At 40.2% G+C, this 19,981-nt stretch carries 21 protein-coding genes and 1 pseudogene; 8 read left to right on the top strand and 14 right to left on the bottom strand.

All coding sequences use genetic code 11. From position 1 onward, the window contains the following. Positions 1–104 precede the first annotated feature (104 nt). The gene (locus BM329_RS14705) at positions 105–257 is read left to right on the top strand and encodes a hypothetical protein (RefSeq protein WP_177216227.1); all 153 of its coding nucleotides are present in this window, start codon (positions 105–107) and stop codon (positions 255–257) included. Positions 258–269: 12 nt separating this feature from the next. Continuing rightward, the gene (locus BM329_RS08360) at positions 270–614 is read left to right on the top strand and encodes a hypothetical protein (protein WP_092551579.1); all 345 of its coding nucleotides are present in this window, start codon (positions 270–272) and stop codon (positions 612–614) included. Here BM329_RS08360 and BM329_RS15200 read toward each other — a convergent pair. Continuing rightward, positions 608–739, bottom strand: a complete 132-nt coding sequence (locus BM329_RS15200; protein ID WP_281245145.1) for a hypothetical protein — start codon at positions 737–739, stop codon at positions 608–610. The genes BM329_RS08360 and BM329_RS15200 overlap by 7 nt on opposite strands. An 89-nt stretch (positions 740–828) precedes the next feature. Between BM329_RS15200 and BM329_RS08370 the strand changes: the two genes are divergently transcribed. The 3 genes from BM329_RS08370 to BM329_RS08375 are packed head-to-tail and all read left to right on the top strand — an operon-like array spanning position 829 to position 1,572. Next, positions 829–1,158: a hypothetical protein gene (locus tag BM329_RS08370; protein ID WP_092551585.1), complete on the top strand. Its 330-nt coding sequence runs from the start codon at positions 829–831 to the stop codon at positions 1,156–1,158. 2 nt (positions 1,159–1,160) lie between these two features. Then, on the top strand, positions 1,161–1,334 hold the full coding sequence (locus BM329_RS14710) for a hypothetical protein (protein WP_177216228.1): 174 nt from the start codon (positions 1,161–1,163) through the stop codon (positions 1,332–1,334). After that, a complete protein-coding gene (locus BM329_RS08375; protein ID WP_092551588.1) occupies positions 1,324–1,572 on the top strand; it encodes a hypothetical protein in 249 nt (82 codons plus the stop codon). Before BM329_RS14710 ends, BM329_RS08375 begins: the two co-directional genes overlap by 11 nt. A gap of 138 nt (positions 1,573–1,710) precedes the next feature. Here the strand turns inward: BM329_RS08375 and BM329_RS08385 are convergent, their stop codons facing one another. The 9 genes and pseudogenes from BM329_RS08385 to BM329_RS08420 form a co-directional block, all read right to left on the bottom strand. Then, entirely contained in the window at positions 1,711–3,039 is a 1,329-nt protein-coding gene (locus BM329_RS08385; protein ID WP_092551594.1) for a tyrosine-type recombinase/integrase, read from the bottom strand. A gap of 206 nt (positions 3,040–3,245) precedes the next feature. Beyond that, a pseudogene (locus tag BM329_RS15365) lies at positions 3,246–3,390 on the bottom strand (Thoeris anti-defense Tad2 family protein); the annotation flags it as partial. A gap of 269 nt (positions 3,391–3,659) precedes the next feature. Further along, on the bottom strand, positions 3,660–4,661 hold the full coding sequence (gene oppF, locus BM329_RS08390; RefSeq protein ID WP_092551597.1) for a murein tripeptide/oligopeptide ABC transporter ATP binding protein OppF: 1,002 nt from the start codon (positions 4,659–4,661) through the stop codon (positions 3,660–3,662). Beyond that, positions 4,658–5,656, bottom strand: coding sequence for an ABC transporter ATP-binding protein (oppD, locus tag BM329_RS08395; RefSeq protein WP_092551600.1), 999 nt, complete (start codon positions 5,654–5,656; stop codon positions 4,658–4,660). The genes oppF and oppD overlap by 4 nt, the downstream gene beginning before the upstream one ends. A gap of 9 nt (positions 5,657–5,665) precedes the next feature. Beyond that, positions 5,666–6,574 carry an oligopeptide ABC transporter permease OppC gene (gene oppC, locus BM329_RS08400; RefSeq protein ID WP_092551604.1) on the bottom strand — a complete coding sequence of 303 codons (909 nt, stop codon included), beginning with the start codon at positions 6,572–6,574 and terminating at the stop codon, positions 5,666–5,668. A 14-nt stretch (positions 6,575–6,588) separates the two neighbouring features. Beyond that, a complete protein-coding gene (gene oppB / locus BM329_RS08405; RefSeq protein ID WP_092551608.1) occupies positions 6,589–7,509 on the bottom strand; it encodes an oligopeptide ABC transporter permease OppB in 921 nt (306 codons plus the stop codon). 85 nt (positions 7,510–7,594) lie between these two features. Then, positions 7,595–9,241: an oligopeptide ABC transporter substrate-binding protein OppA gene (gene oppA, locus BM329_RS08410; RefSeq protein WP_092551611.1), complete on the bottom strand. Its 1,647-nt coding sequence runs from the start codon at positions 9,239–9,241 to the stop codon at positions 7,595–7,597. A 123-nt stretch (positions 9,242–9,364) separates the two neighbouring features. Next, positions 9,365–11,005 (bottom strand): ABC transporter substrate-binding protein, encoded by a 1,641-nt coding sequence (locus BM329_RS08415; RefSeq protein WP_092551614.1) that lies wholly within the window; start codon positions 11,003–11,005, stop codon positions 9,365–9,367. A gap of 665 nt (positions 11,006–11,670) precedes the next feature. Continuing rightward, a complete protein-coding gene (locus tag BM329_RS08420; RefSeq protein WP_092551617.1) occupies positions 11,671–12,267 on the bottom strand; it encodes a thymidine kinase in 597 nt (198 codons plus the stop codon). A gap of 643 nt (positions 12,268–12,910) precedes the next feature. Here BM329_RS08420 and hns point away from each other — a divergent pair. Then, complete coding sequence (hns, locus tag BM329_RS08425; RefSeq protein ID WP_092551620.1) at positions 12,911–13,312, top strand: histone-like nucleoid-structuring protein H-NS; 402 nt, start codon at positions 12,911–12,913, stop codon at positions 13,310–13,312. A gap of 231 nt (positions 13,313–13,543) precedes the next feature. Here the strand turns inward: hns and BM329_RS08430 are convergent, their stop codons facing one another. From BM329_RS08430 to rssB, 4 genes are all read right to left on the bottom strand, one after another. After that, positions 13,544–14,560, bottom strand: coding sequence for an NAD-dependent epimerase (locus BM329_RS08430; RefSeq protein ID WP_092551623.1), 1,017 nt, complete (start codon positions 14,558–14,560; stop codon positions 13,544–13,546). 8 nt (positions 14,561–14,568) lie between these two features. Further along, the gene (locus tag BM329_RS08435; protein ID WP_092551627.1) at positions 14,569–15,912 is read right to left on the bottom strand and encodes a UDP-glucose dehydrogenase family protein; all 1,344 of its coding nucleotides are present in this window, start codon (positions 15,910–15,912) and stop codon (positions 14,569–14,571) included. A 24-nt stretch (positions 15,913–15,936) separates the two neighbouring features. Further along, positions 15,937–16,854, bottom strand: a complete 918-nt coding sequence (galU, locus tag BM329_RS08440) for a UTP--glucose-1-phosphate uridylyltransferase GalU (protein ID WP_092551630.1) — start codon at positions 16,852–16,854, stop codon at positions 15,937–15,939. A 354-nt stretch (positions 16,855–17,208) separates the two neighbouring features. Next, positions 17,209–18,231, bottom strand: a complete 1,023-nt coding sequence (gene rssB / locus BM329_RS08445) for a two-component system response regulator RssB (protein WP_092551634.1) — start codon at positions 18,229–18,231, stop codon at positions 17,209–17,211. 153 nt (positions 18,232–18,384) lie between these two features. Between rssB and BM329_RS08450 the strand changes: the two genes are divergently transcribed. Further along, complete coding sequence (locus BM329_RS08450) at positions 18,385–18,846, top strand: YchJ family protein (protein ID WP_177216229.1); 462 nt, start codon at positions 18,385–18,387, stop codon at positions 18,844–18,846. 67 nt (positions 18,847–18,913) lie between these two features. Continuing rightward, complete coding sequence (gene purU / locus BM329_RS08455) at positions 18,914–19,762, top strand: formyltetrahydrofolate deformylase (RefSeq protein ID WP_092551640.1); 849 nt, start codon at positions 18,914–18,916, stop codon at positions 19,760–19,762. The last annotated feature ends 219 nt before the right edge of the window (positions 19,763–19,981 follow it).

A 19,981-nucleotide genomic window follows, 5' to 3' on the forward strand; every position in this document is an offset into this window, starting at 1 on the left:
TGCATGCTTGTCTTTGTATGCCAGTACTCTTCTTCGAAAATCTAGACTGTAACCCATCTCAATTCTACCTTGTCATTGGGATTTAGGTATTATGACACAGTATTATGATTCTGCTATATATGGAGTTTATCAATCAGCAGCCAGAGAGCGGCAACTGGTTATCTGAGAAAGGGCGTGAAGGGCTTTCTATCCTGCACGATGACTTAATCAAAGCGGTAGAGGCTGGCGAGTTTAACACTATACCCGTCATTCATTGATAAGAGGTTCACATGATAACGAAAAACTTTCGCCTCAACGCACTGGCGAACACTTACGCAGCCGCTATCTATCACGACGTAACAACCCGTAACGGCGGCGATCACTTCACGATGCAAGTCGGCAAAACAGAAATTAATGTCGCTATTGTCGATGGTGTAAAAGGCATTCGTGAACTGGTGGACAGTTACGCACTGGAAGCACTACAGCAGAATTACCCGGCATGGGAGGTAATCGCCATTAACCTGATGGAAAAATGCGTGGTCAATGGCTGTCTGACGGGACACGGACGCGAGATATGGCAGAGCATGATCAATGACATGAGCGACATGCTGGCAGCCAAGGGGGCGTTTCAATGACTGAGGAACATCGCCAGATGGCGGACATTGATGACATCATTGTCAGAACGGTAGTCCACATTGATGACGGCAGGGACTACACGCAGCAGATTATCCACCACATGAATCATAACTTTTACATTCACGAGGGCGTTTGCCCTCCCCTGCCACCCGCACCGAAAGTGGCAGCCGTGAAGTTAACACCGATTAAGAAAGGCAATCGAGGAAAGAAATAATGATAAGCATCGATAACGCACAGAATGAAATTGGTTTATCCGAATTCATTGACGACGGGCGCGAGTGGGCAGATTGGTTATTGAAGAAAGCGAATGAGGTCAGGAAAACACAGGGGATTCCGTGGGTCAGCGTTAAGGACAGAATGCCAGTAGATATCGATGACTACCCCCCTCTGTGTCTGGTTTATGTGACGTTCGGCTCCATCTCTCGTGCCGGTTATGACTACTGGGACACCGACATAAACCAATGGCAGGAGCACGAAAACGATGAAGTCACCCACTGGTGCTATATGGATGATATCCCTGCGCCAATAACAGAGGGGAAGTAACGATGAATAATAACTCAGATTTATGTCGAAAAGAGTTTGAAAAATTTATCACCGATAGTCCTCAGTTTGATAGCAATTTATTGGTTAAGTATAAAAGTGGTGAATATTTTAGCAGTTACACTAAAAAATATTTTCAACTTTTTTCGGCGGGATGGAGAGCTAGAAATGTCCAATAACTCACTCCACCTAACACAGGTTATCAAATCCGCATGGGGTGATCCTTCCGACATCACCGAGGCAATCTGGCAAGCCGGATACCGTAAGCCAGAACGGGGAGAAAAGGAAATCGCTGAGCTGACTATCGACATTATGGAAGGGGTGCCCGATGAGGTGCCCTACAACTTAAGACCAAAAAATTTGGAGGACATTGTTTGCCGTTCTCCCAGTCAAGAATATCCTGCCGTAAAAAGTTAAGCTGGTCAGATAAAAATTTGGGTTTTGGGAAGCCTTTACGCCTTTGCTTCCCATTGCCACACCACAACCTTATAGTATGTGGTTTTACACAGTATCGGTCTGCCAGTTCCTGAGTTTTGATATAAGGTGATTCTGTCATCATTCACCCCCTTTCTGATATCCGCTCTTCAAGATCACCTTCGCCACTCCCGCCGGTGTCACCTTATCACTCCATGTCGCTTCAAAAATAATGTTATTCAGTTCCCAACTAAGAATGCTAGTCAGCTTATCCCACCAGCGCTCATATGCCTCTCTCTGCTCATTCAGGTAGGTGTGCTTGTCGTACACCTGCCATACTCCCGGTAATTTGTGCCCTACCATAATTTCAGCCACGTGAGGCGCAGTCAGTTCAGAAACACCGGTGCGCATGGTTCTGCGTAAGTCGTGGATTGACCAGCTTTCATAATCAGGCAAGTAAGAAGCCATTTTTTTATTTAATCTTATAATCATTGAGCTATGTGAGTTCTGTGTAAATGGCTTGCCACCAGATACAGTAAAGAGGTATTCACTCCCATGACTTAATTCTTTTGCCTGCTCAATTAATTTCTTGGCTTCTGGGATAATTGGCCTGATTATAGGCTTTTTGGATCTTCTGCCTGTTTTGTGATTTTTCGGGGGGACAATCCAAATATTATTTTCATAATCAAAATCAGGAACCTTAGCTTTCAATAGCTCACCGATACGGCAACCAAACAACAAGCACAACTTTACTATTAGTGCATTACGCGGGTTATATTTGGGGGAGTTTATAATTTGAAAAAGAACAACTAACTCTTCTTCGCTTAATATCCTACCGCCTATATCATTATCAAGTTCAGTGTCATCATCTGCATTTTTTTTACTTAAGTCACTTCTTTCTACATCAGACAGCGGAGTAAAATTGGTTATACCTCGCCGAACTGCCCATCTGTGCGCAGTCTTGGAATATGTTAATATGCGCGTGCCAATTGTCGGTACTTGCTTGGTTATATCTTCAATTAAAGAAAGCCACACATGAAGTATCGCCTCATCATGGGGTAATTTCCCAATTTTCGGGAAAACATGAATCTCGAAAGAGCGCAGGATTTCATCCGCTTTAATCTTTGCCCCCTGCATTGTTGTCCCCCACCAGCCCCTGATAAGCCCTTCCACGGTAACCGCATTCAAAGCTGATTCTTTACGAACGCGCTTAACGATTTTAGGATTGCGGTGTTGCTCCAGTTCTCCTCGATAAAAAATCACTGAATCACGCGCATCTTTTAGGCTGGTTGCCGGATAAGTACCGATGTCAATCCGATCCCCTTTGCCGTTCCAGCGATACCTAAATTGGAATATGATCTTTCCCTTGGGAGTGACACGAACAGACAGGCTATCCCTGTCTGATTTGGTAATCATTTTTTCTTGGGGCTTGCCATTGGTAGAGCGGAGCCATGAATCAGTGATAGCCATATTACCTTCCTCGAAAAATAACATTGCTTTTAATGTAGATCATGTACACCCATGTGTACATTTTTTTCATGACTCCAGATGATAATTTATGACTATGACTGATTACAATAAACAAAAAATAATTAAATTATTATTTAAAATCAAAATATTATAATAATAAACGTGACTATACATGATCATTAATGAATATGAATGACTGGCAAAAATAATTTATTCCCTAAATAAACCTGAATGATTGCCCACGGGCAAGAGCCAGTCGGGGCGGTTACGGTGTCAATTTTGTACTGATCGGGGTTAATCTGGCATTCATATTCAGGTTTTTTTACTTTCTGGCTGATTAACTTCAGACATAAATCCCTCACTTATTATTTTATTAAAGTTCAAGATCATTTAATCCTGCGGCTAAACCACCAAAAAATTTTACTTAAGCTAGGCTATTGGCTCAATCAAGCCTCCTTATGTAATTATCAACATAATTTAACATAGGGTAGTTAATTTGTTTGTTGAGTTGTATTTTCAAAGTTTGCTAATGCCCTCATGATGAAGGCATTTAAGCTTACCTTTGGTGACAGTGTCACATTAGAACTTTTCTACGCTAATGGTTCTTTCTATGCTAGTGGTTATAGCGGATCAACTTTAAGACAAGATACCGCATGTTTAAAGCTGCCTTCTAGCAATGGCCGGGTTTTGGCACATTCAGCATCAGCCATTGGGCAACGAGTGCGGAATACACAGCCAGACGGGGGATTAATCGGTGAAGGGAGTTCTCCTTCCAACAATTCAATATGCTTGTTACGTTCTTTGTCCGGATCAGGAATGGGTACAGCAGACATGAGTGCACGCGTATAAGGATGCAGCGGGTTATGATAAACCTCATCGTAAGTTCCCAGTTCCACCGAATTTCCCAAATACATCACTAATACGCGATCTGATATGTGTTTCACTATCGACAGATCATGAGCGATAAATATCAGGGAAAGCCCCATTTCACGCTGTAACTCCTGCAACAAGTTAACAACCTGCGCCTGAATGGAAACATCCAGCGCTGAAACAGGTTCATCACAGATAACTAATTTAGGCTCCAAAATCAAAGCCCGGGCAATACCAATACGTTGACACTGTCCGCCTGAAAATTCATGGGGATAACGGTTTATCAGGTTAGGTAATAACCCTACCCGCATCATCATTTTTTTAACTTTTTCTTTGATCTCCATGACTTTCATTTTGGGATAATAGGTTCTTAACGGTTCTGCAATGATGTCACCGATGGTCATACGCGGATTCAGTGATGCCAAAGGGTCTTGGAAAATCATTTGGATATCGTTACGAATATCCCGCCACTGTTTATCATTTACCTCCAGTAGATTTTGTCCGAGCCAAGTAACCGAGCCACCAGAAGCCTTCACCAATCCAATCACTGCTCTGGCAAATGTTGATTTTCCGCAGCCAGACTCCCCTACAACCCCCAGAGTTTCTCCTTCATAGAGCCTGAGTGTGACTCCGTCCACCGCTTTTAAGGTTTGCGACGGCTGCCAGAACCACTGTTTCCCATCTTTGATATTAAAATAAACCTTGAGGTCATTGACTTCCAACAGGACACGTTTTTCAGCTATTTCGCTCATACTAATTCCTCCTGGCATTTAAAGCAGGCACGCAAGCGCCCAAGATCAAAACTTTCCAACTGCGGTTCCTGCTGAGCACAACGCTCAATAGCAAACTGACAACGCGGCTGGAATGGACATCCTTTCGGTAAACGCAATAAATTAGGAGGGTTGCCTTGAATGGTCGTCAATATCTCTTCATCACCATCCAAACGCGGAACTGCATTCAGTAATCCGATGGAGTATGGGTGCGTAGGATGGTAAAACACGTCACGTGCAGTGCCGTATTCCATTGTTCTTCCAGCATACATGACCAACACTTTGTCACAAATGCCGGCCACCACACCCAAATCATGGGTGATCATGATAATGGCGGTGTTAAACTCTTTTTTCAATTCGTTGAGTAATGTCATGATCTGTGCCTGAACCGTTACGTCCAGTGCAGTTGTCGGTTCATCGGCAATAAGCAGTTTAGGCTGGCACAATAGTGCCATCGCAATCATGACACGCTGGCGCATACCACCAGAAAATTCATGCGGGTACATTCTCATGCGTTTACGGGCTTCTGGCATTTTAACCGCATCCAGCATTCGGATAGACTCTTGACGAGCTGCTCCTTTGCCCATATTTTTATGCAGCATCAGCACTTCAGTTAATTGCTCCCCCACCCGCATGTAAGGATTCAGGGACGTCATGGGATCTTGAAATATCATCGAGATCTCTTCTGCCCTCATCCGGTTTAACTCTTTTTCTTTCAGATTGAGAATTTCTCTGTGGTTAAAGGTAGCAGAACCGCTGACAGAACCATTACTGGCCAGTAATCCCATTAATGCAAATGCTGTCTGTGATTTACCAGAACCAGATTCTCCCACGATCCCCAGCGTTTCTCCCGCCTGTAAATCAAAATTCAGTTTATTTACGGCAGTTACGTTGCCATCAGGAGTGCTGAACACGACATTCAGATCTTTGACTGATAATAGAAATTCATCATTTTTTGAAGTTTCCAGGCTATTCATAGACTCTCCTTAACGGTCTTTTGGATCGAGGGCATCTCGCAGGCCGTCACCAATAAAGTTAAAACAAAACAGGGTCATCACCAGAAAGCCTGCCGGAAATAACAGTAACCAAGGAGCCACTTCCATTGAGTTGGCACCATCACTTAGTAAAGCACCCCAACTACTGAGCGGCTCCTGAGTTCCCAAACCCAGAAAGCTCAAGAAAGATTCAAACAGGATCATACTGGGTACAAGTAATGAAGCATAAACCACCACAATACCCAAGACGTTTGGCACGATATGGCGCAGAACGATATGACGGGTAGAAACCCCACCAACCAATGCTGCTTCAATGAATTCCTTGCGTTTTAAGCTCAATGTCTGTCCTCGGACAATACGCGCCATGTCTAGCCACGATACCATACCTATCGCAACGAAAATCAGCAGGATGTTTTGACCGAAGAAAGTAACCAGAAGGATAACGAAGAACATAAATGGGAAAGAGTTGAGAATTTCCAGCAAGCGCATCATGACCATATCAACTTTGCCGCCAAGATAGCCTGATGTCGCGCCGTACAAAGTACCGAACAACACGGCAATCAAAGCTGCGGCGACCCCGACCATCAGTGAAATACGCCCGCCAATGGCAACACGTACCAACAGATCCCGTCCTGATGAATCAGTACCAAAATAGTGGCTGGATTCAAAATCCGGCGGCATTGTCATCATATTCCAATCGGTATCATCGTAAGCAAATTGCGACAGCATTGGAGCCAGAATGACAAATAATGTAATTACAAGCAGAATACATAAACTCGTAACCGCCGCCTTGTTATGTATAAAACGACGGCGTGCATCCTGCCACAAACTACGGCCTTCAATTTCCAATTGCTCGGAGAAATTTTCCAGAGCTTCGCTATTTTTTTTATTCAGTAACATTGCGTGCTCCAGTTTTAGTAACGAATTTTCGGATCAATGACAGCATACAAGACGTCAACAATGGCATTAAACATAATGGTCAATCCACCCACCAGAATCGTCAGACTGAGTACCAATGAGTAATCTCGGTTTAATGCACCATTAACAAATAACTGGCCCAATCCGGGTAAACCGAAGATGGTTTCGATAACCATTGAACCGGTGATGATGCCGACGAATGCAGGACCCATATAAGAGATTACGGGTAATAAGGCTGGTTTTAACGCATGGCGCAGGATAATTTTTCGCAGTGGTAACCCCTTGGCCCGGGCAGTGCGAATAAAGTTGGAATGTAAAACTTCTATCATGGAACTACGAGTAATACGGGATATGCTGGCAATATAAGAGAGGGAAAGTGCAACCATTGGCAAGAGCATATATTGAGGTGCCCCGCCATTCCAGCCTCCTCCCGGCAGCCATTTTAATGTAATGGCGAATATCAGAACCAATAAAGGAGCCACTACAAAGCTGGGGATGACAACCCCCGTCATGGCAAATCCCATAACCGTATAGTCCCATTTTGTATTCTGATTTAATGCCGCAATAACCCCCGCACTGACACCCAATATCACTGCCATAATAAAGGCAGCGAAACCCAATTTAGCAGAAACAGGCAACGCTTCTGCAACCAGATCATTTACACTGTAGTCTTTATATTTAAATGAAGGGCCAAAGTCCCCTTTGGAAAGTTGGATTAAATAATTGAAATATTGTTTATAGATAGGGTCATTCAGGTGGTATTTCGCTTCAATATTTGCCATCACTTCCGGCGGTAACTTCCTTTCTCCTGTAAATGGGCTACCCGGTGCAAGCCGCATCATAAAAAACGAAATTGTGATGAGAATAAAAAGTGTCGGGATCGCCTCTAAGCAGCGGCGTAAAATAAATTTAAGCATTGCCCGTTCCTATTGTTTAGCCAAACCGTGGCCTTAAAATAATCTGAATTCAGATGGTGCCATTAATAGCACCACCTACTGATTCCTAGTGTTTTATTATGTATAGATCTTTAGTGTGGTAGTTATCCAATGGATCTTTTCCGGTATAACCCCCTACATAGGGTTTTAATAAACGGGAATTTGTGTAGTAATAGATTGGCACGATAGCGGAATCTTTATCTAATTGAGCGTTAGCTTTGGCATAAATTTCAGCACGTTCTTCATCAGTTTTTGCTTGAAGAGATTGCTTCATTAACTCGTCGAATTCTTTACTCTTATAATGAGAAGTGTTGTTACTACTGTGGGATAACATAGGATTCAAGAAAGTAGAAGCTTCATTATAATCAGCGCACCATCCGGCGCGGGCTACATCATAATTGCCCTGATGACGGGAGTCGAGGAACGTTTTCCACTCTTGGTTTTCAAGAGAAATGTCAACACCGATATTCTTTTTCCAAACGGAAGCAGCAGCAATAGCTAATTTTTTGTGTAGGTCAGAAGTGTTGTACAGTAATTTTACTTTCAAAGGATTATCTTTGGTAAATCCAGCTTCTGCCAAAAGTTTTTTCGCTTCTTCGTTACGTTGTTGCTGATTTAATTTAACGTACCAGTCTGGTTTCTCATCTTTAAAATCAGCAATATATGGTGGGGTATAACCATAAGCAGGTATATCTCCCTGATTTTTTACCTTATTAGTTAAAAGAGCTTGATCCATTCCCAATTTCAGTGCGGTACGTACTCTTGGATCGTTAAATGGCATCCTTTCGTTATTAATTTCATAGTAGTAAGTGCACAATTTCGGATTTATACGCAACTGTTCGGGGATCTCTTTTTTCAGCTTTTGGAACAATTCAACCGGTAAGTTGTCATAACTCATCTCAATTTCGCCAGCACGATAACGGTTAACATCCGTGATTTCAGAAGAAATTGGTAAAATAGTGACTTGATTGATAACTGTATTTTTATCATCCCAATAGACCGGATTTCGTTCAAAAACAAGGCGTTCATTGATTACCCAGCTTTTCACTTTATAAGCACCATTACCCACAAAATTCTGGGGTTGCGTCCATCTATCACCATATTTTTCTACAGTTGCACGGTGGACTGGTGATGTACTTGTATGGACAAACAACCTGACCAGATAAGGAACAGGCTCACTCAGTGTTAATTGTAATGTATGATCATCTAATGCCTTCACACCCAAAGTTTCGGGTTTTTGTTTACCGCTAATGACATCATCAACATTAACAATATGAGCATATTGCATAAAACTTGCGTAAGGAGATGCAGTATTTGGGTCTACCAACCGGCGAAAGCTATAAACAAAATCCTGCGCAGTGACAGGGTCACCATTAGACCACTTTGCATCTTTGCGTAAATGGAATGTCCAAACTTTGAAATCCTGCTGACTGTCCCAACTCACTGCTACACCGGGGATAATTTTGCCGTCAGGGTCATTAATCACCAACGTTTCAAATAAGTCACGAGCAATGTTGGATTCCGGCACACCCTCAATTTTATGCGGATCCAACGATTGGGGTTCCGAGCCATTGTTGCGGACTAGCACCTGTTTTGCAGGGTCTGCGAGTTGCACACCCGCGGGTACTTGCGCAGCAAAGGCCTGCCAGCCCATCATCATACCCAGGGCTGCCGTAATTCCGGCAGCCAGTTTTTTCTTTGTTGTGTTTATCATCTTATTGTTACTCCAATTAATATCATCTGACTCGTTAGAGCTATATATACATATTGGGATGGTTATTATATGCATTAAAAAGGAACTATTTTGCTTAAAGCAGGACAATATTTTATTAAAAGATCACTTATCAATTTTTTTTATGTATAAATTCTTTAGATCGACATAATCAAGAGGATCTTTACCTATCATTCCACCAACAGTAGGGCGAATAAGACGTACACTGACACGATAATAAACAGGGATCATTCCTGAATCCTTATCAAGTTGAGCCTCAGCCTGTTGATAAAATTCCTTGCGGGTGGCGTCATCTTTTGCGACAAGTGCCTGACGAAGATAGTTATCAAACGCCTCACTTTGATAGAAACCGGTATTATTACTGCTAGTTGACAATAACATATTCAAAAAAGAGGAAGGTTCGTTGTAATCACCGCACCATGTCGCTCTCGCAACATCATAATGTCCTTCATGGCGGTTCTGGAGAGAGGTTTTCCATTCCTGATTTTGCAATGTGACTTTTGCACCAATATTTTTTTGCCACATAGAAACCGCAGCAATGGCTTGTTGTTTATTCTGTTCTGACGTGTTGTACAACAAAGTAAACTTTAGGGGATTGCTGGCATCAAAACCGGCTTCTTTTAACAATTCCCTTGCCCGCTGATTACGTTGTTCTTGTGTCCAATTCGCCCATTCTGGATTAATGGACAAACCACCACCAATATAGGTTGGCGTAAAGCCATACGCTGGAATTTGCCCCTGCCCCATAATTCTTTCAGTGATGATATCGCGATCAAGACTCAGTTTTATGGCCTCACGTACTCGTTCATCTTTAAACAATGGTTTTTGGTTATTAATTTCGTAATAAAACGTGCACAAAAAAGGTGAAACTTGCAATTGATCGGGAATATCCCGTTTCATTTTTTGGTACAGATCAGGGGGAATAGCGCTGTTAGTAATATCTATTTCCCCACTACGATAGCGGTTAACATCACTGATCCCTGAAACGACAGGCAGGAAAGTGCCATTTTCAATGATGGTCTCTTTATTGTTCCAATACTGTGAATTACGCGTTAAAACAAGTCGCTCATTGACTACCCAGTCTTTCAATATATAAGCGCCATTGCCAATATAGTTTGCCGGCAATGTCCACTTACTGCCCCATTTTTCTACCACATCTTGCCTGACAGGTTTCATCGCTGTATGACTTAACATATCAATCAGATAAGGCACAGGCAGGCTGAGTGTTACCTGGAAACGACGTTCATCCAACGCCTTGACACCCAATTGGTCCGGTGCTTTTGTTCCGTTCAAAATATCATCGGCATTCTGCACATGGGTATATTGTAAATAACTGGTATAAGGAGAACCGGTGCTCGGATCAGCAAGGCGACGCCAGCTATAGACAAAATCCTGTGCAGTTACCGGTTTTCCATCGCGCCATTTAGCATCTTCACGTAAATAGAATGTCCAAATCTTATGACCTTCATTTTCCCATCTTTCTGCTACTCCGGGCACCGTTTCACCATTTGGCCCTGTCGTTACCAGTCCTTCCAGTAGGTTACGAATCACAACAGTTTCTGGATTACCTTCTACTTTATGAGGATCCAATGAAGTCACCTCAACTCCATTATTAATGGTTATTTCTTGTTTTTCGGCTAATGTGACTCCCGCGGGAATAACCGCAGCAAAGCTTTGGGCAGCAGGTAATGATGATAAAACGATACTTGAAATTATTTTCCCCAATTTTGATGATTGCTTCTTCATTTTTTGCTCCAAATTATCAACCGCACATGGATCGTTTTTAATCTGTTAACTCTGTAATTTATTTATTTCATTAACACATAGTATTTAATATGTTAAAAAATAACGCGAACATAATAATTGTTATACAATATCCATAATCGATTTATTAAGGAATTAAAATAAATCTGTTATTTTTGTATAAACTCCACTTATAAAATAAACACAACAAGCTGAAAACAATAGATTTTATTTTACTCTTTCAATATAAAAATCATAAGACACCATTGAAAGAGAAAATAAACATTATTTTAACAAAATGCAATCACCACAGAGTAAAAATCCACCTCCATCACAAAATGCCCAAGCAAGACACCAGTCTGTTAAAATTATGGAAAGGAAAATAGTGTGAAAAATTACAGTATGATTTTGAGGGAGTAGTAGACTAAGTAAGAATAAAACATAAGCAATCGTTTTTAAAAGAATTACTCAGAAATGGTGTTAATAGCCAACCATTTTTTGATTGGCTGGATTTGAGTTAATTAACTCCTCTTATTAATAAGTGGAAAATTTCATCTTCTTACATTAACGATATGTTGTAGCATAAACTTCCAAAATCAATCTATTTCCGACGCGGTTCTCTCCCCATAGCATTGGAAGAAATCGCTACTAATTCAGGTTGAAGTCCGTTAAACCTTTTTTGCCCTGGCATCACAAATAACGTCAGTATAGTGTCTACGGCACACAGAGACGTATTTTTCATTGCCACCAATGACAACCTGGGCACCATCGTAAACAACGTTACCATCGCCTCCAAAACGCAGGACATGGCTGGCCTTTCTCCCACAATGACAGATTGTTTTCAACTCCACCAATTTATCTGCCCAAGCGAGAAGATATTTACTTCCACTAAATAACTCTCCCTGAAAATCCGTTCTTAATCCATAACAGAGAACAGGAATATCATCATAATCTACAATTTCACAAAGCTGCTTGACGTGTTCTTTTGATAAGAATTGACATTCATCAATCAAAACACAATGGACTTTTTCAGACCCATTTTCACTTCTGATAAGCTCAGCAATATTTGTTTCTGGTGAAAATAACAAAGCTTCAGCACATAAGCCAATACGAGAACTCACCTTTCCTTTACCAAAACGAGTATCAATTTCTGCTGTAAAAATCAGCGTTCTCATTCCTCTTTCGTTATAGTTATAGGAAGATTGTAATAAAGAAGTTGATTTCCCTGCATTCATGGCAGAATAATAAAAATAAAGCTGAGCCATTGGCCCGTCCATCCTCTAGTCAAATTTAATCAGGTGATATATCGCGGTAAGTTTATCACACACTTTGACCAAGTTTACTTCCTGTTATTGACTAATGTGATGTGGCAGAAACAAATTAGAACGAATGTAAGAAGGTTATTTCCATGATAATCATCACATTTGTGCATATAAAATCAACACCGAAAGCGCTTGCTGCATGACAAATGAACAAACTCAATAACAAAAGAAATAGTTATTTCCTTTCCATCCTTTGCATATTAATAATCATAGCGGTTTACTTTTGTTCAATTTATCTCTCTATAATCATAACTAATCGATTACCCATAAAAAACTTTCATTTCGCACTTGCTCTTCAACTTATTTCTATAAAATAGTTAACATTCCTTACAAATTGACCATAAATTAGTTTTATACATCACAGTTTATGCCTTACTCAACTTTACAGTAATCTACCTCAATTCTTATTGTGAAATGACAAAATCAATAGCAGGATTAAAATGCAATATATCGATTATCAAAAAAATTGCATTTTAAAATGGCCTATTTTAGCCTGAGAAAGTAAATTCACTATTGCAGAAAATAAAATAGCATTCTATTATTATCCCTACATCAGCTATCATCATTATAATTTGAGACCAGGACAATGAGCGAAAATTTAAAATCCTTAAATAACATCCGTACCTTGCGCGCACAAGCAAGAGAATGTGAACTTACCACTTTAGAAGAAATGCTGGAAAAACTTACAACTGTTGTTGAAGAACGTCGTGAAGAAGAAAGCCAAGCTCGCGCGCAAATAGAAGAGCGTACACGTAAGCTTCAAGAATATCGCGAAATGCTGGAGAAAGACGGTATTGAATTAAGCGATTTAGTGGATGCTTTAAGTGGTAAAGCTACCAGTAAATCTAAACGTGCTGCACGTCCAGCTAAATATTCATACATCGATGAAGGTGAAACTAAAACTTGGACTGGTCAAGGCCGTACACCTGCTGTAATCAAGAAAGCAATTGAAGAAGAAGGCAAAAAACTTGAAGATTTTCTGATCTAATCAGTTTTTTGTAACCTCAATAACAAAAATACCCTATCAAGGGTATTTTTATTTTATGATTAATATAACTAGTTAGGTTAATTACGAGCTGATGTAGAGACACTGAGAGTTATATTAATGGCGAAAACGACTTCATATTCTCAACGTGATAAAGAAGAATTTAACACCAACTTAGTTTTTTATTAACATTATTTTATAAAAAAGGAGCTACACGCTCCTTTTTCTTTGTTTTTATTGCACTGACTTCTGATAAAAATCCAAATACCAATCAATAAACCGTTTCACGCCTTCTTTTACCGGAGTATTGGGCAAAAACCCAATCTTATTGTAAAGGGCACTGGAATCCGCACACGTTGACAATACATCACCATCCTGAATTTCCATAAAGTTTTTCTTCGCCTCTATTCCCAGTGAAACTTCAATCGCTTCAATAAAATCACCCAGTTTTGTCGGCTGCCCATTACCTATATTGTAAATACAGTATGGCGCAGAGCTGGCAGATATCTGTCCATTTTCAACTGACCAATCTTTATTGGAAGCAGGAATGATATCCTGCAATCTGATTATAGATTCAACAATGTCATCAATATATGTGAAATCCCTCACCATGTTGCCATGATTATAAACATCAATTGACTTACCTTCTGACATAGCTTTGGTAAATTTAAATAAAGCCATATCAGGACGGCCCCACGGCCCATATACGGTGAAAAATCTCAGTCCAGTAGTAGGAAGTTGATAAAGATGAGAATAACTGTGAGACATTAACTCGTCAGCTTTTTTCGTTGCCGCATATAAAGAGACAGGATGATCAACGGAATCATCCGTGGAAAAAGGCTGCTTTTTATTTAATCCATATACTGAACTAGAAGATGCATATAATAAATGTTCTACATGATTATGGCGACATCCTTCAAGAATATTGATATGACCGATGATATTGGCATCAATATATGCCATTGGGTTTTGTATTGAATAGCGGACACCCGGCTGAGCTCCCAAATGGATAACGCGCTGAAATTGGTGTTTAGCAAACAATTCCGGGATAGCAATTCTGTCAGCTAGATCTAATTTTTCAAATTTAAAATTTGAAAAAGGAAGTAATAAATTTAATCTCGCCTGCTTCAAATTAATATCATAATAATCATTGAGGTTATCGATACCGACAACCTCATAACCCATATTCAATAACCGCTGACTGACATGAAAACCAATAAAACCAGCAGAACCTGTAACTAAAAATTTCATATCATTACTCAAATAACTGGATTGATAGAGGAACCACGGCCAATACCATAATAAGTAAACCCACGCGATTGCATACGCTCAGGATCATAAAGATTGCGGCCATCAAAAATCACTGGAGTTTTTAATGAATTTTTAATCACATCAAAATCAGGTGCCCTGAAATTTTGCCACTCTGTACAGATAATTAAAGCATCAGCCCCTTTTAATGCAGACTCTTTTGTCCCCATTAAGGACAGATCATCACGCTGCCCATAAATACGCTGAGCTTCTTGCATCGCTTCTGGATCATATGCCTGCACTTTAGCACCACATTTCCATAATGTTTCCATTAATACAAGGCTTGATGCTTCACGCATATCATCTGTATTAGGTTTAAACGATAATCCCCAAATAGCGAATGTTTTGCCGGATAAATCATTACCAAAATGATGCTTAACAAAAGCCGGCAATTTACCTTTTTGTTTTTCGTTAACTTGTTCGACTGCCTGAAGAATTTTAGGAATATATCCAATCTGCTCAGCAGTACGAATCAATGCCTGAACATCTTTCGGGAAGCATGAACCGCCATATCCACACCCGGGGTAAATAAAGTGATATCCGATTCGTGAATCGGAGCCAATTCCCTGACGTACATTTTCAATATCTGCTCCCAACATTTCTGCCAGGTTAGCAATTTCATTCATAAAACTGATTTTCGTTGCCAACATACAGTTAGCTGCATATTTAGTTAGCTCCGCACTACGGATGTCCATAACTATCATACGATCATGATTACGATTGAATGGCTCATAAAGCTCGCGCATTACATCAACTACACCGTCATTATCACAGCCAATAATAATGCGCTCTGGGCGCATACAATCAGCAACAGCGGCTCCCTCTTTCAAAAACTCAGGATTGGAAACAACGTCGAACGGAAACTCAACATTACGTTGTGCCAGTGTTGCCTGCATCACTGTTCTAACTTTATCAGCCGTACCTACTGGCACGGTTGATTTGTCAACAACGACTCTGTAGCCATCCATATTTTCTGCTATGGTTCGCGCTACGGCAGTGACATACTGAAGATCTGCTGAGCCGTCTTCATCCGGTGGTGTTCCTACTGCAATAAACTGTAATTTGCCATGAGCAATACCGGCTTTGGCGTCTGTTGTAAAATTCAGACGCCCTTCAACATGATTTTTCTTTACCAGAGGTGCCAAGCCAGGTTCAAAAATAGGGATCTGACCATTTTTTAGGTTTTCCACCTTTTTTGCATCAATATCAACACAAAGTACATCATGCCCAACTTCCGCAAATACGGTCGCTTGAACTAAGCCTACATAGCCAATACCAAATACAGTAACTTTCATATCACACCTTAAATGACTAATAGATTATTTTTCAATCTGGTTTTGCAAGGTCATGATCCAATCCATGAATGATTTACCCAGTTCCTTGTGTTTCATGCCATATTCTACAAATGCCTGCATATAGCCCAGTTTATTACCGCAATCATGGCTACGGCCCTGCAAGTGATAAGCCTCTACTGGCTCTTTTTCCATCAGCATGGCAATGGCATCTGTTAATTGAATTTCATCACCTGCCCCTGGTGCCGTTTTTGCCAGCAATGGCCAAATTTTTTCAGATAATACATAACGCCCAACAATAGAAAGATTGGATGGCGCTTCTTCTGGTTTCGGTTTCTCAACAACACGGACAATAGGTTTACTGTCACCGGGTTGTAGCTCTTCGCCTAAGCAATCTACAATGCCATAATCCGAGACACTTTCTTTAGGAACAGGTTCTACCAGAATCTGACTGGTTCCATTGCTATTAAAACGCGATAGCATTTCACTCAGATTATATTTTGACAGGTCGGTACTATGCTCATCTAAAATGACATCTGGCAAAATAACAGCAAACGGTTCATCACCAATAAGTGGCTTAGCACATAAGACCGCATGCCCCAATCCTTTTGCAATTCCTTGCCGAGTTTGCATTATCGTCACATGGCTCGGACAGATAGACTGTACCTCATCCAATAACTGACGTTTGACCCTTTTCTCAAGGATTGCTTCCAGCTCAAAACTGGTATCAAAATGATTTTCTATAGAATTCTTGGATGAATGTGTGACCAGAATAATTTCATTAATGCCAGCTTTAATACATTCATTGACAACATACTGAATAAGCGGTTTATCCACCAAAGGGAGCATTTCTTTAGGGATAGCTTTAGTGGCTGGTAACATTCTTGTTCCCAAACCAGCTACAGGGATAACAGCTTTTTTTACCTTTTTGTTTATTGCTGACATTACATTGTCTCCTACTGCCATGTTGTCACTGAAAAAACCTATACAGTTAGCTTAAATAGCACTAGCTCTCTAAAAAAATCGTATGTGTGAAGAAAACCGTATTCATAAAAAATAACGCACACGAGTATACCAGTTAATTCAACCTGATATATACTCGTCGTCTTTCCAATTGCAGCTTTGTTGGCTTTGCTCGCTCACCCTAGTCGCATAATTGTCTATGCTCAAAGACTCATTCCCTTGCTATCGTACTGCAACTCGAAATTTATTGGGTATAAGTGCACTATTTTTTGCTCATATTTATATGATTTTATGTTTAACATGGCAGTAAAATGATACATAAATGCTACAAAATCATTAATAAAATGATGGAGAAAACATCAATTTTATTTGATTTTTATTATTCCATATTCTGCATTGCCAAAATGCGCTGCGTTTACTGTCATGATCAGCATGAATAACTTCCAACGTTCGAAATGGTATCCCATTATCTAGCTGTTTCTGATAATCGTCGGATTTAACATGTGCATCTAATCCAGCTGATGACAATAAAATTGTCTTATTATGTGTATCATAATACCCCACCAACAGCGAAAGTGGTTCAGTCTCCTTCCCGTTACTCACTACCTGTTTCAACCAATTCATAATATTCTGCATGCCGGGTAAGCCCTTTTTTTTATAAAAATATCTCTTTTTCAAGATATTATTAAAAGCTACTTTCAATAATAGTGCGGAAATAGCACTCCTATCTTTTAAATGACTAACATCAAAACAGTAGAACATCATTTCTTTCTCAGAAATTGCGGCAATATCGAAGACCAATCCTATTTTACCCGCAGTATTCAACAAACGATAATTTACCCTACAGTTAGCGATAATCTGGGAAACTGGCGGCTGTAGCTGTTTTAATACCTTCCATGTAGCGATGGTATTTTGTTTTAATATTGTTAATTCCTGAACCAAGCTACTGCGTTCTATAGCCTCAGAAGAAAATAATTGAGGATACAAGTAATTCAATGCAACTTTCTTTATCTCATTAAGATTCAGTATCGGTTTTAACAAGATATCTTTAGCTCCCAGACGCAGCGCGTCATCTATTTTCATCATATTCTTTGTTGCAGAAACAATAATAATGGGTATAGTCAACCCTTTCTTCGCCATATGGCTAATAAACTCAAGGCCATTCATGAGCGGCATATTCAAATCACAAAAGATAAGTTCGGGTTCTATCTCCGTCGCTATCTTCTGTAATGCTATTTTTCCATTCGATGCACACATCGTTACTGCTCCCAAAGAATTCAAATAATTTACTAATAAAGAGCAACAAACTGGTTCATCTTCTACAACTAATATTTTCTTTCCTCTCAATACCTTTTCCATAACAGAGGCCTCTTACCAAGCATTGCGACCATTGCCTATATTCGAGTATCATCAGTCGATGATATCTCAACAGGCCTGTAACTATTTATACTCTACATATCTTTGCAATATCGCTCATATTAACAGCAACTACTTTAAATAATCGGAGTTATTTTGACAAAAATGTGTCCCTGCGGCAGTGACTTGCTTTTTGCTCATTGTTGTGGCCCCTATCTCGAAAATCATTATCCTGCTCCAAATGCCGAATCTTTGATGCGTTCCAGATATAGTGCTTATGTCATACACGATGTAGATTATCTAATCGCAACCTGGCATCCTGATTGTCAGGCCGAAAATTGGCGTTCAGAAATAGAACAAAGTTTTGCTGGTGTACAATGGCTGGGATTAAGTGTCTTAGAAACAAATCAAGGCAAACATAATAACGAAGCTTATGTCGAATTTTCAGCTTGCTTTATTGAACAGGGAAAGCAAGATAATCAATTGATTCATGAGCGCTCGCGCTTTTTGCGCATTGACCAACACTGGTTTTATATTGATGGTATTCGTCCTCAGATAGGTCGTAATAACCCTTGCCCGTGTGGTTCAGGCAAAAAATACAAGAAGTGCTGTGGTTAAATCAGTATCTGAATATCAAACATAACAATTCACACACAGTTAAGAAAATTTAAGGATTGCGCAATCCATGCAAAACGCAAACATACAAAAAAAAATCTTGCGTACAATTTGTCCTGACTCCAAAGGATTAATCGCAAAGATCACAAACATCTGCTACAAGCATCAATTAAATATCGTTCAAAATAATGAATTTGTAGATCACCACACTGGACGTTTTTTTATGCGTACAGAGCTGGAAGGTATTTTCAATGATGAAACACTTCTGGCCGATTTGGATGATGCTTTACCCATAGGTTCGAGCCGTGAACTCAATGCGGCGGGTCGCCGCCGTATCGTTCTCATGGTGACGAAAGAAGCACATTGTATTGGTGATATTTTGGTAAAAAGTGCCTATGGTGGATTAGATGTTGAAATTGCAGCTGTTATTGGAAACCATACGATCCTGCAACAATTAGTTGAACAATTCGGCATTCCATTCCATTACATCAGCCATGAAGGTTTAACTCGTAAACAGCATGATGAAGCATTGATGGCTCAGATTGAACGGTATAAACCAGATTATGTTGTACTCGCTAAATATATGCGTGTCCTGACACCAGCATTTATTCAACATTATCCAAATCAGATAATCAACATTCACCACTCATTTTTGCCTGCATTCATCGGTGCACGCCCTTATCATCAGGCTTATGAGCGAGGGGTGAAGATCATTGGTGCTACTGCACATTATGTAAATGATAATTTGGATGAAGGCCCAATTATCACTCAGGACGTAATAAATGTAGATCATACATATACTGCCGAAGAGATGATGCGGGCAGGACGAGATGTTGAAAAGAATGTATTGAGTCAGGCATTGCACTGGGTCTTTTCCCAGCGAGTTTTTGTATATGGTAACCGCACCGTTATTCTTTGATATACCCGTCGTCTTTTAAGTTGCAGTTTTGTTGATCTGGAGGGTTTCCCGAGCGGTCAAAGAGAGCAGAGTGAAATAACGAAGAAGAATGGGATATTATTTATGCCAAGGTGAGGAATAAAATGACAAGTCATTTTTCCTCACCACCATCAAAAATCTATTCAAAGCTCTCAACGCATTACGAACACAACAACCAATCTATTGCTCACATCAATTGTC

Source organism: Xenorhabdus koppenhoeferi (assembly GCF_900116635.1).
In the GTDB taxonomy this organism is placed as follows: Bacteria; Pseudomonadota; Gammaproteobacteria; order Enterobacterales; family Enterobacteriaceae; genus Xenorhabdus; species Xenorhabdus koppenhoeferi.

Coding starts and splice junctions, on each gene's coding strand:
- BM329_RS14705 (WP_177216227.1), top strand. CDS start 105: ATGATTCTGCTATATATGGAGTTTATCAATCAGCAGCCAGAGAGCGGC.
- BM329_RS08360 (WP_092551579.1), top strand. CDS start 270: ATGATAACGAAAAACTTTCGCCTCAACGCACTGGCGAACACTTACGCA.
- BM329_RS08370 (WP_092551585.1), top strand. CDS start 829: ATGATAAGCATCGATAACGCACAGAATGAAATTGGTTTATCCGAATTC.
- BM329_RS14710 (WP_177216228.1), top strand. CDS start 1,161: ATGAATAATAACTCAGATTTATGTCGAAAAGAGTTTGAAAAATTTATC.
- BM329_RS08375 (WP_092551588.1), top strand. CDS start 1,324: ATGTCCAATAACTCACTCCACCTAACACAGGTTATCAAATCCGCATGG.
- BM329_RS08385 (WP_092551594.1), bottom strand. CDS start 3,039: ATGGCTATCACTGATTCATGGCTCCGCTCTACCAATGGCAAGCCCCAA.
- oppF (WP_092551597.1), bottom strand. CDS start 4,661: ATGAGCGAAATAGCTGAAAAACGTGTCCTGTTGGAAGTCAATGACCTC.
- oppD (WP_092551600.1), bottom strand. CDS start 5,656: ATGAATAGCCTGGAAACTTCAAAAAATGATGAATTTCTATTATCAGTC.
- oppC (WP_092551604.1), bottom strand. CDS start 6,574: ATGTTACTGAATAAAAAAAATAGCGAAGCTCTGGAAAATTTCTCCGAG.
- oppB (WP_092551608.1), bottom strand. CDS start 7,509: ATGCTTAAATTTATTTTACGCCGCTGCTTAGAGGCGATCCCGACACTT.
- oppA (WP_092551611.1), bottom strand. CDS start 9,241: ATGATAAACACAACAAAGAAAAAACTGGCTGCCGGAATTACGGCAGCC.
- BM329_RS08415 (WP_092551614.1), bottom strand. CDS start 11,005: ATGAAGAAGCAATCATCAAAATTGGGGAAAATAATTTCAAGTATCGTT.
- BM329_RS08420 (WP_092551617.1), bottom strand. CDS start 12,267: ATGGCTCAGCTTTATTTTTATTATTCTGCCATGAATGCAGGGAAATCA.
- hns (WP_092551620.1), top strand. CDS start 12,911: ATGAGCGAAAATTTAAAATCCTTAAATAACATCCGTACCTTGCGCGCA.
- BM329_RS08430 (WP_092551623.1), bottom strand. CDS start 14,560: ATGAAATTTTTAGTTACAGGTTCTGCTGGTTTTATTGGTTTTCATGTC.
- BM329_RS08435 (WP_092551627.1), bottom strand. CDS start 15,912: ATGAAAGTTACTGTATTTGGTATTGGCTATGTAGGCTTAGTTCAAGCG.
- galU (WP_092551630.1), bottom strand. CDS start 16,854: ATGTCAGCAATAAACAAAAAGGTAAAAAAAGCTGTTATCCCTGTAGCT.
- rssB (WP_092551634.1), bottom strand. CDS start 18,231: ATGGAAAAGGTATTGAGAGGAAAGAAAATATTAGTTGTAGAAGATGAA.
- purU (WP_092551640.1), top strand. CDS start 18,914: ATGCAAAACGCAAACATACAAAAAAAAATCTTGCGTACAATTTGTCCT.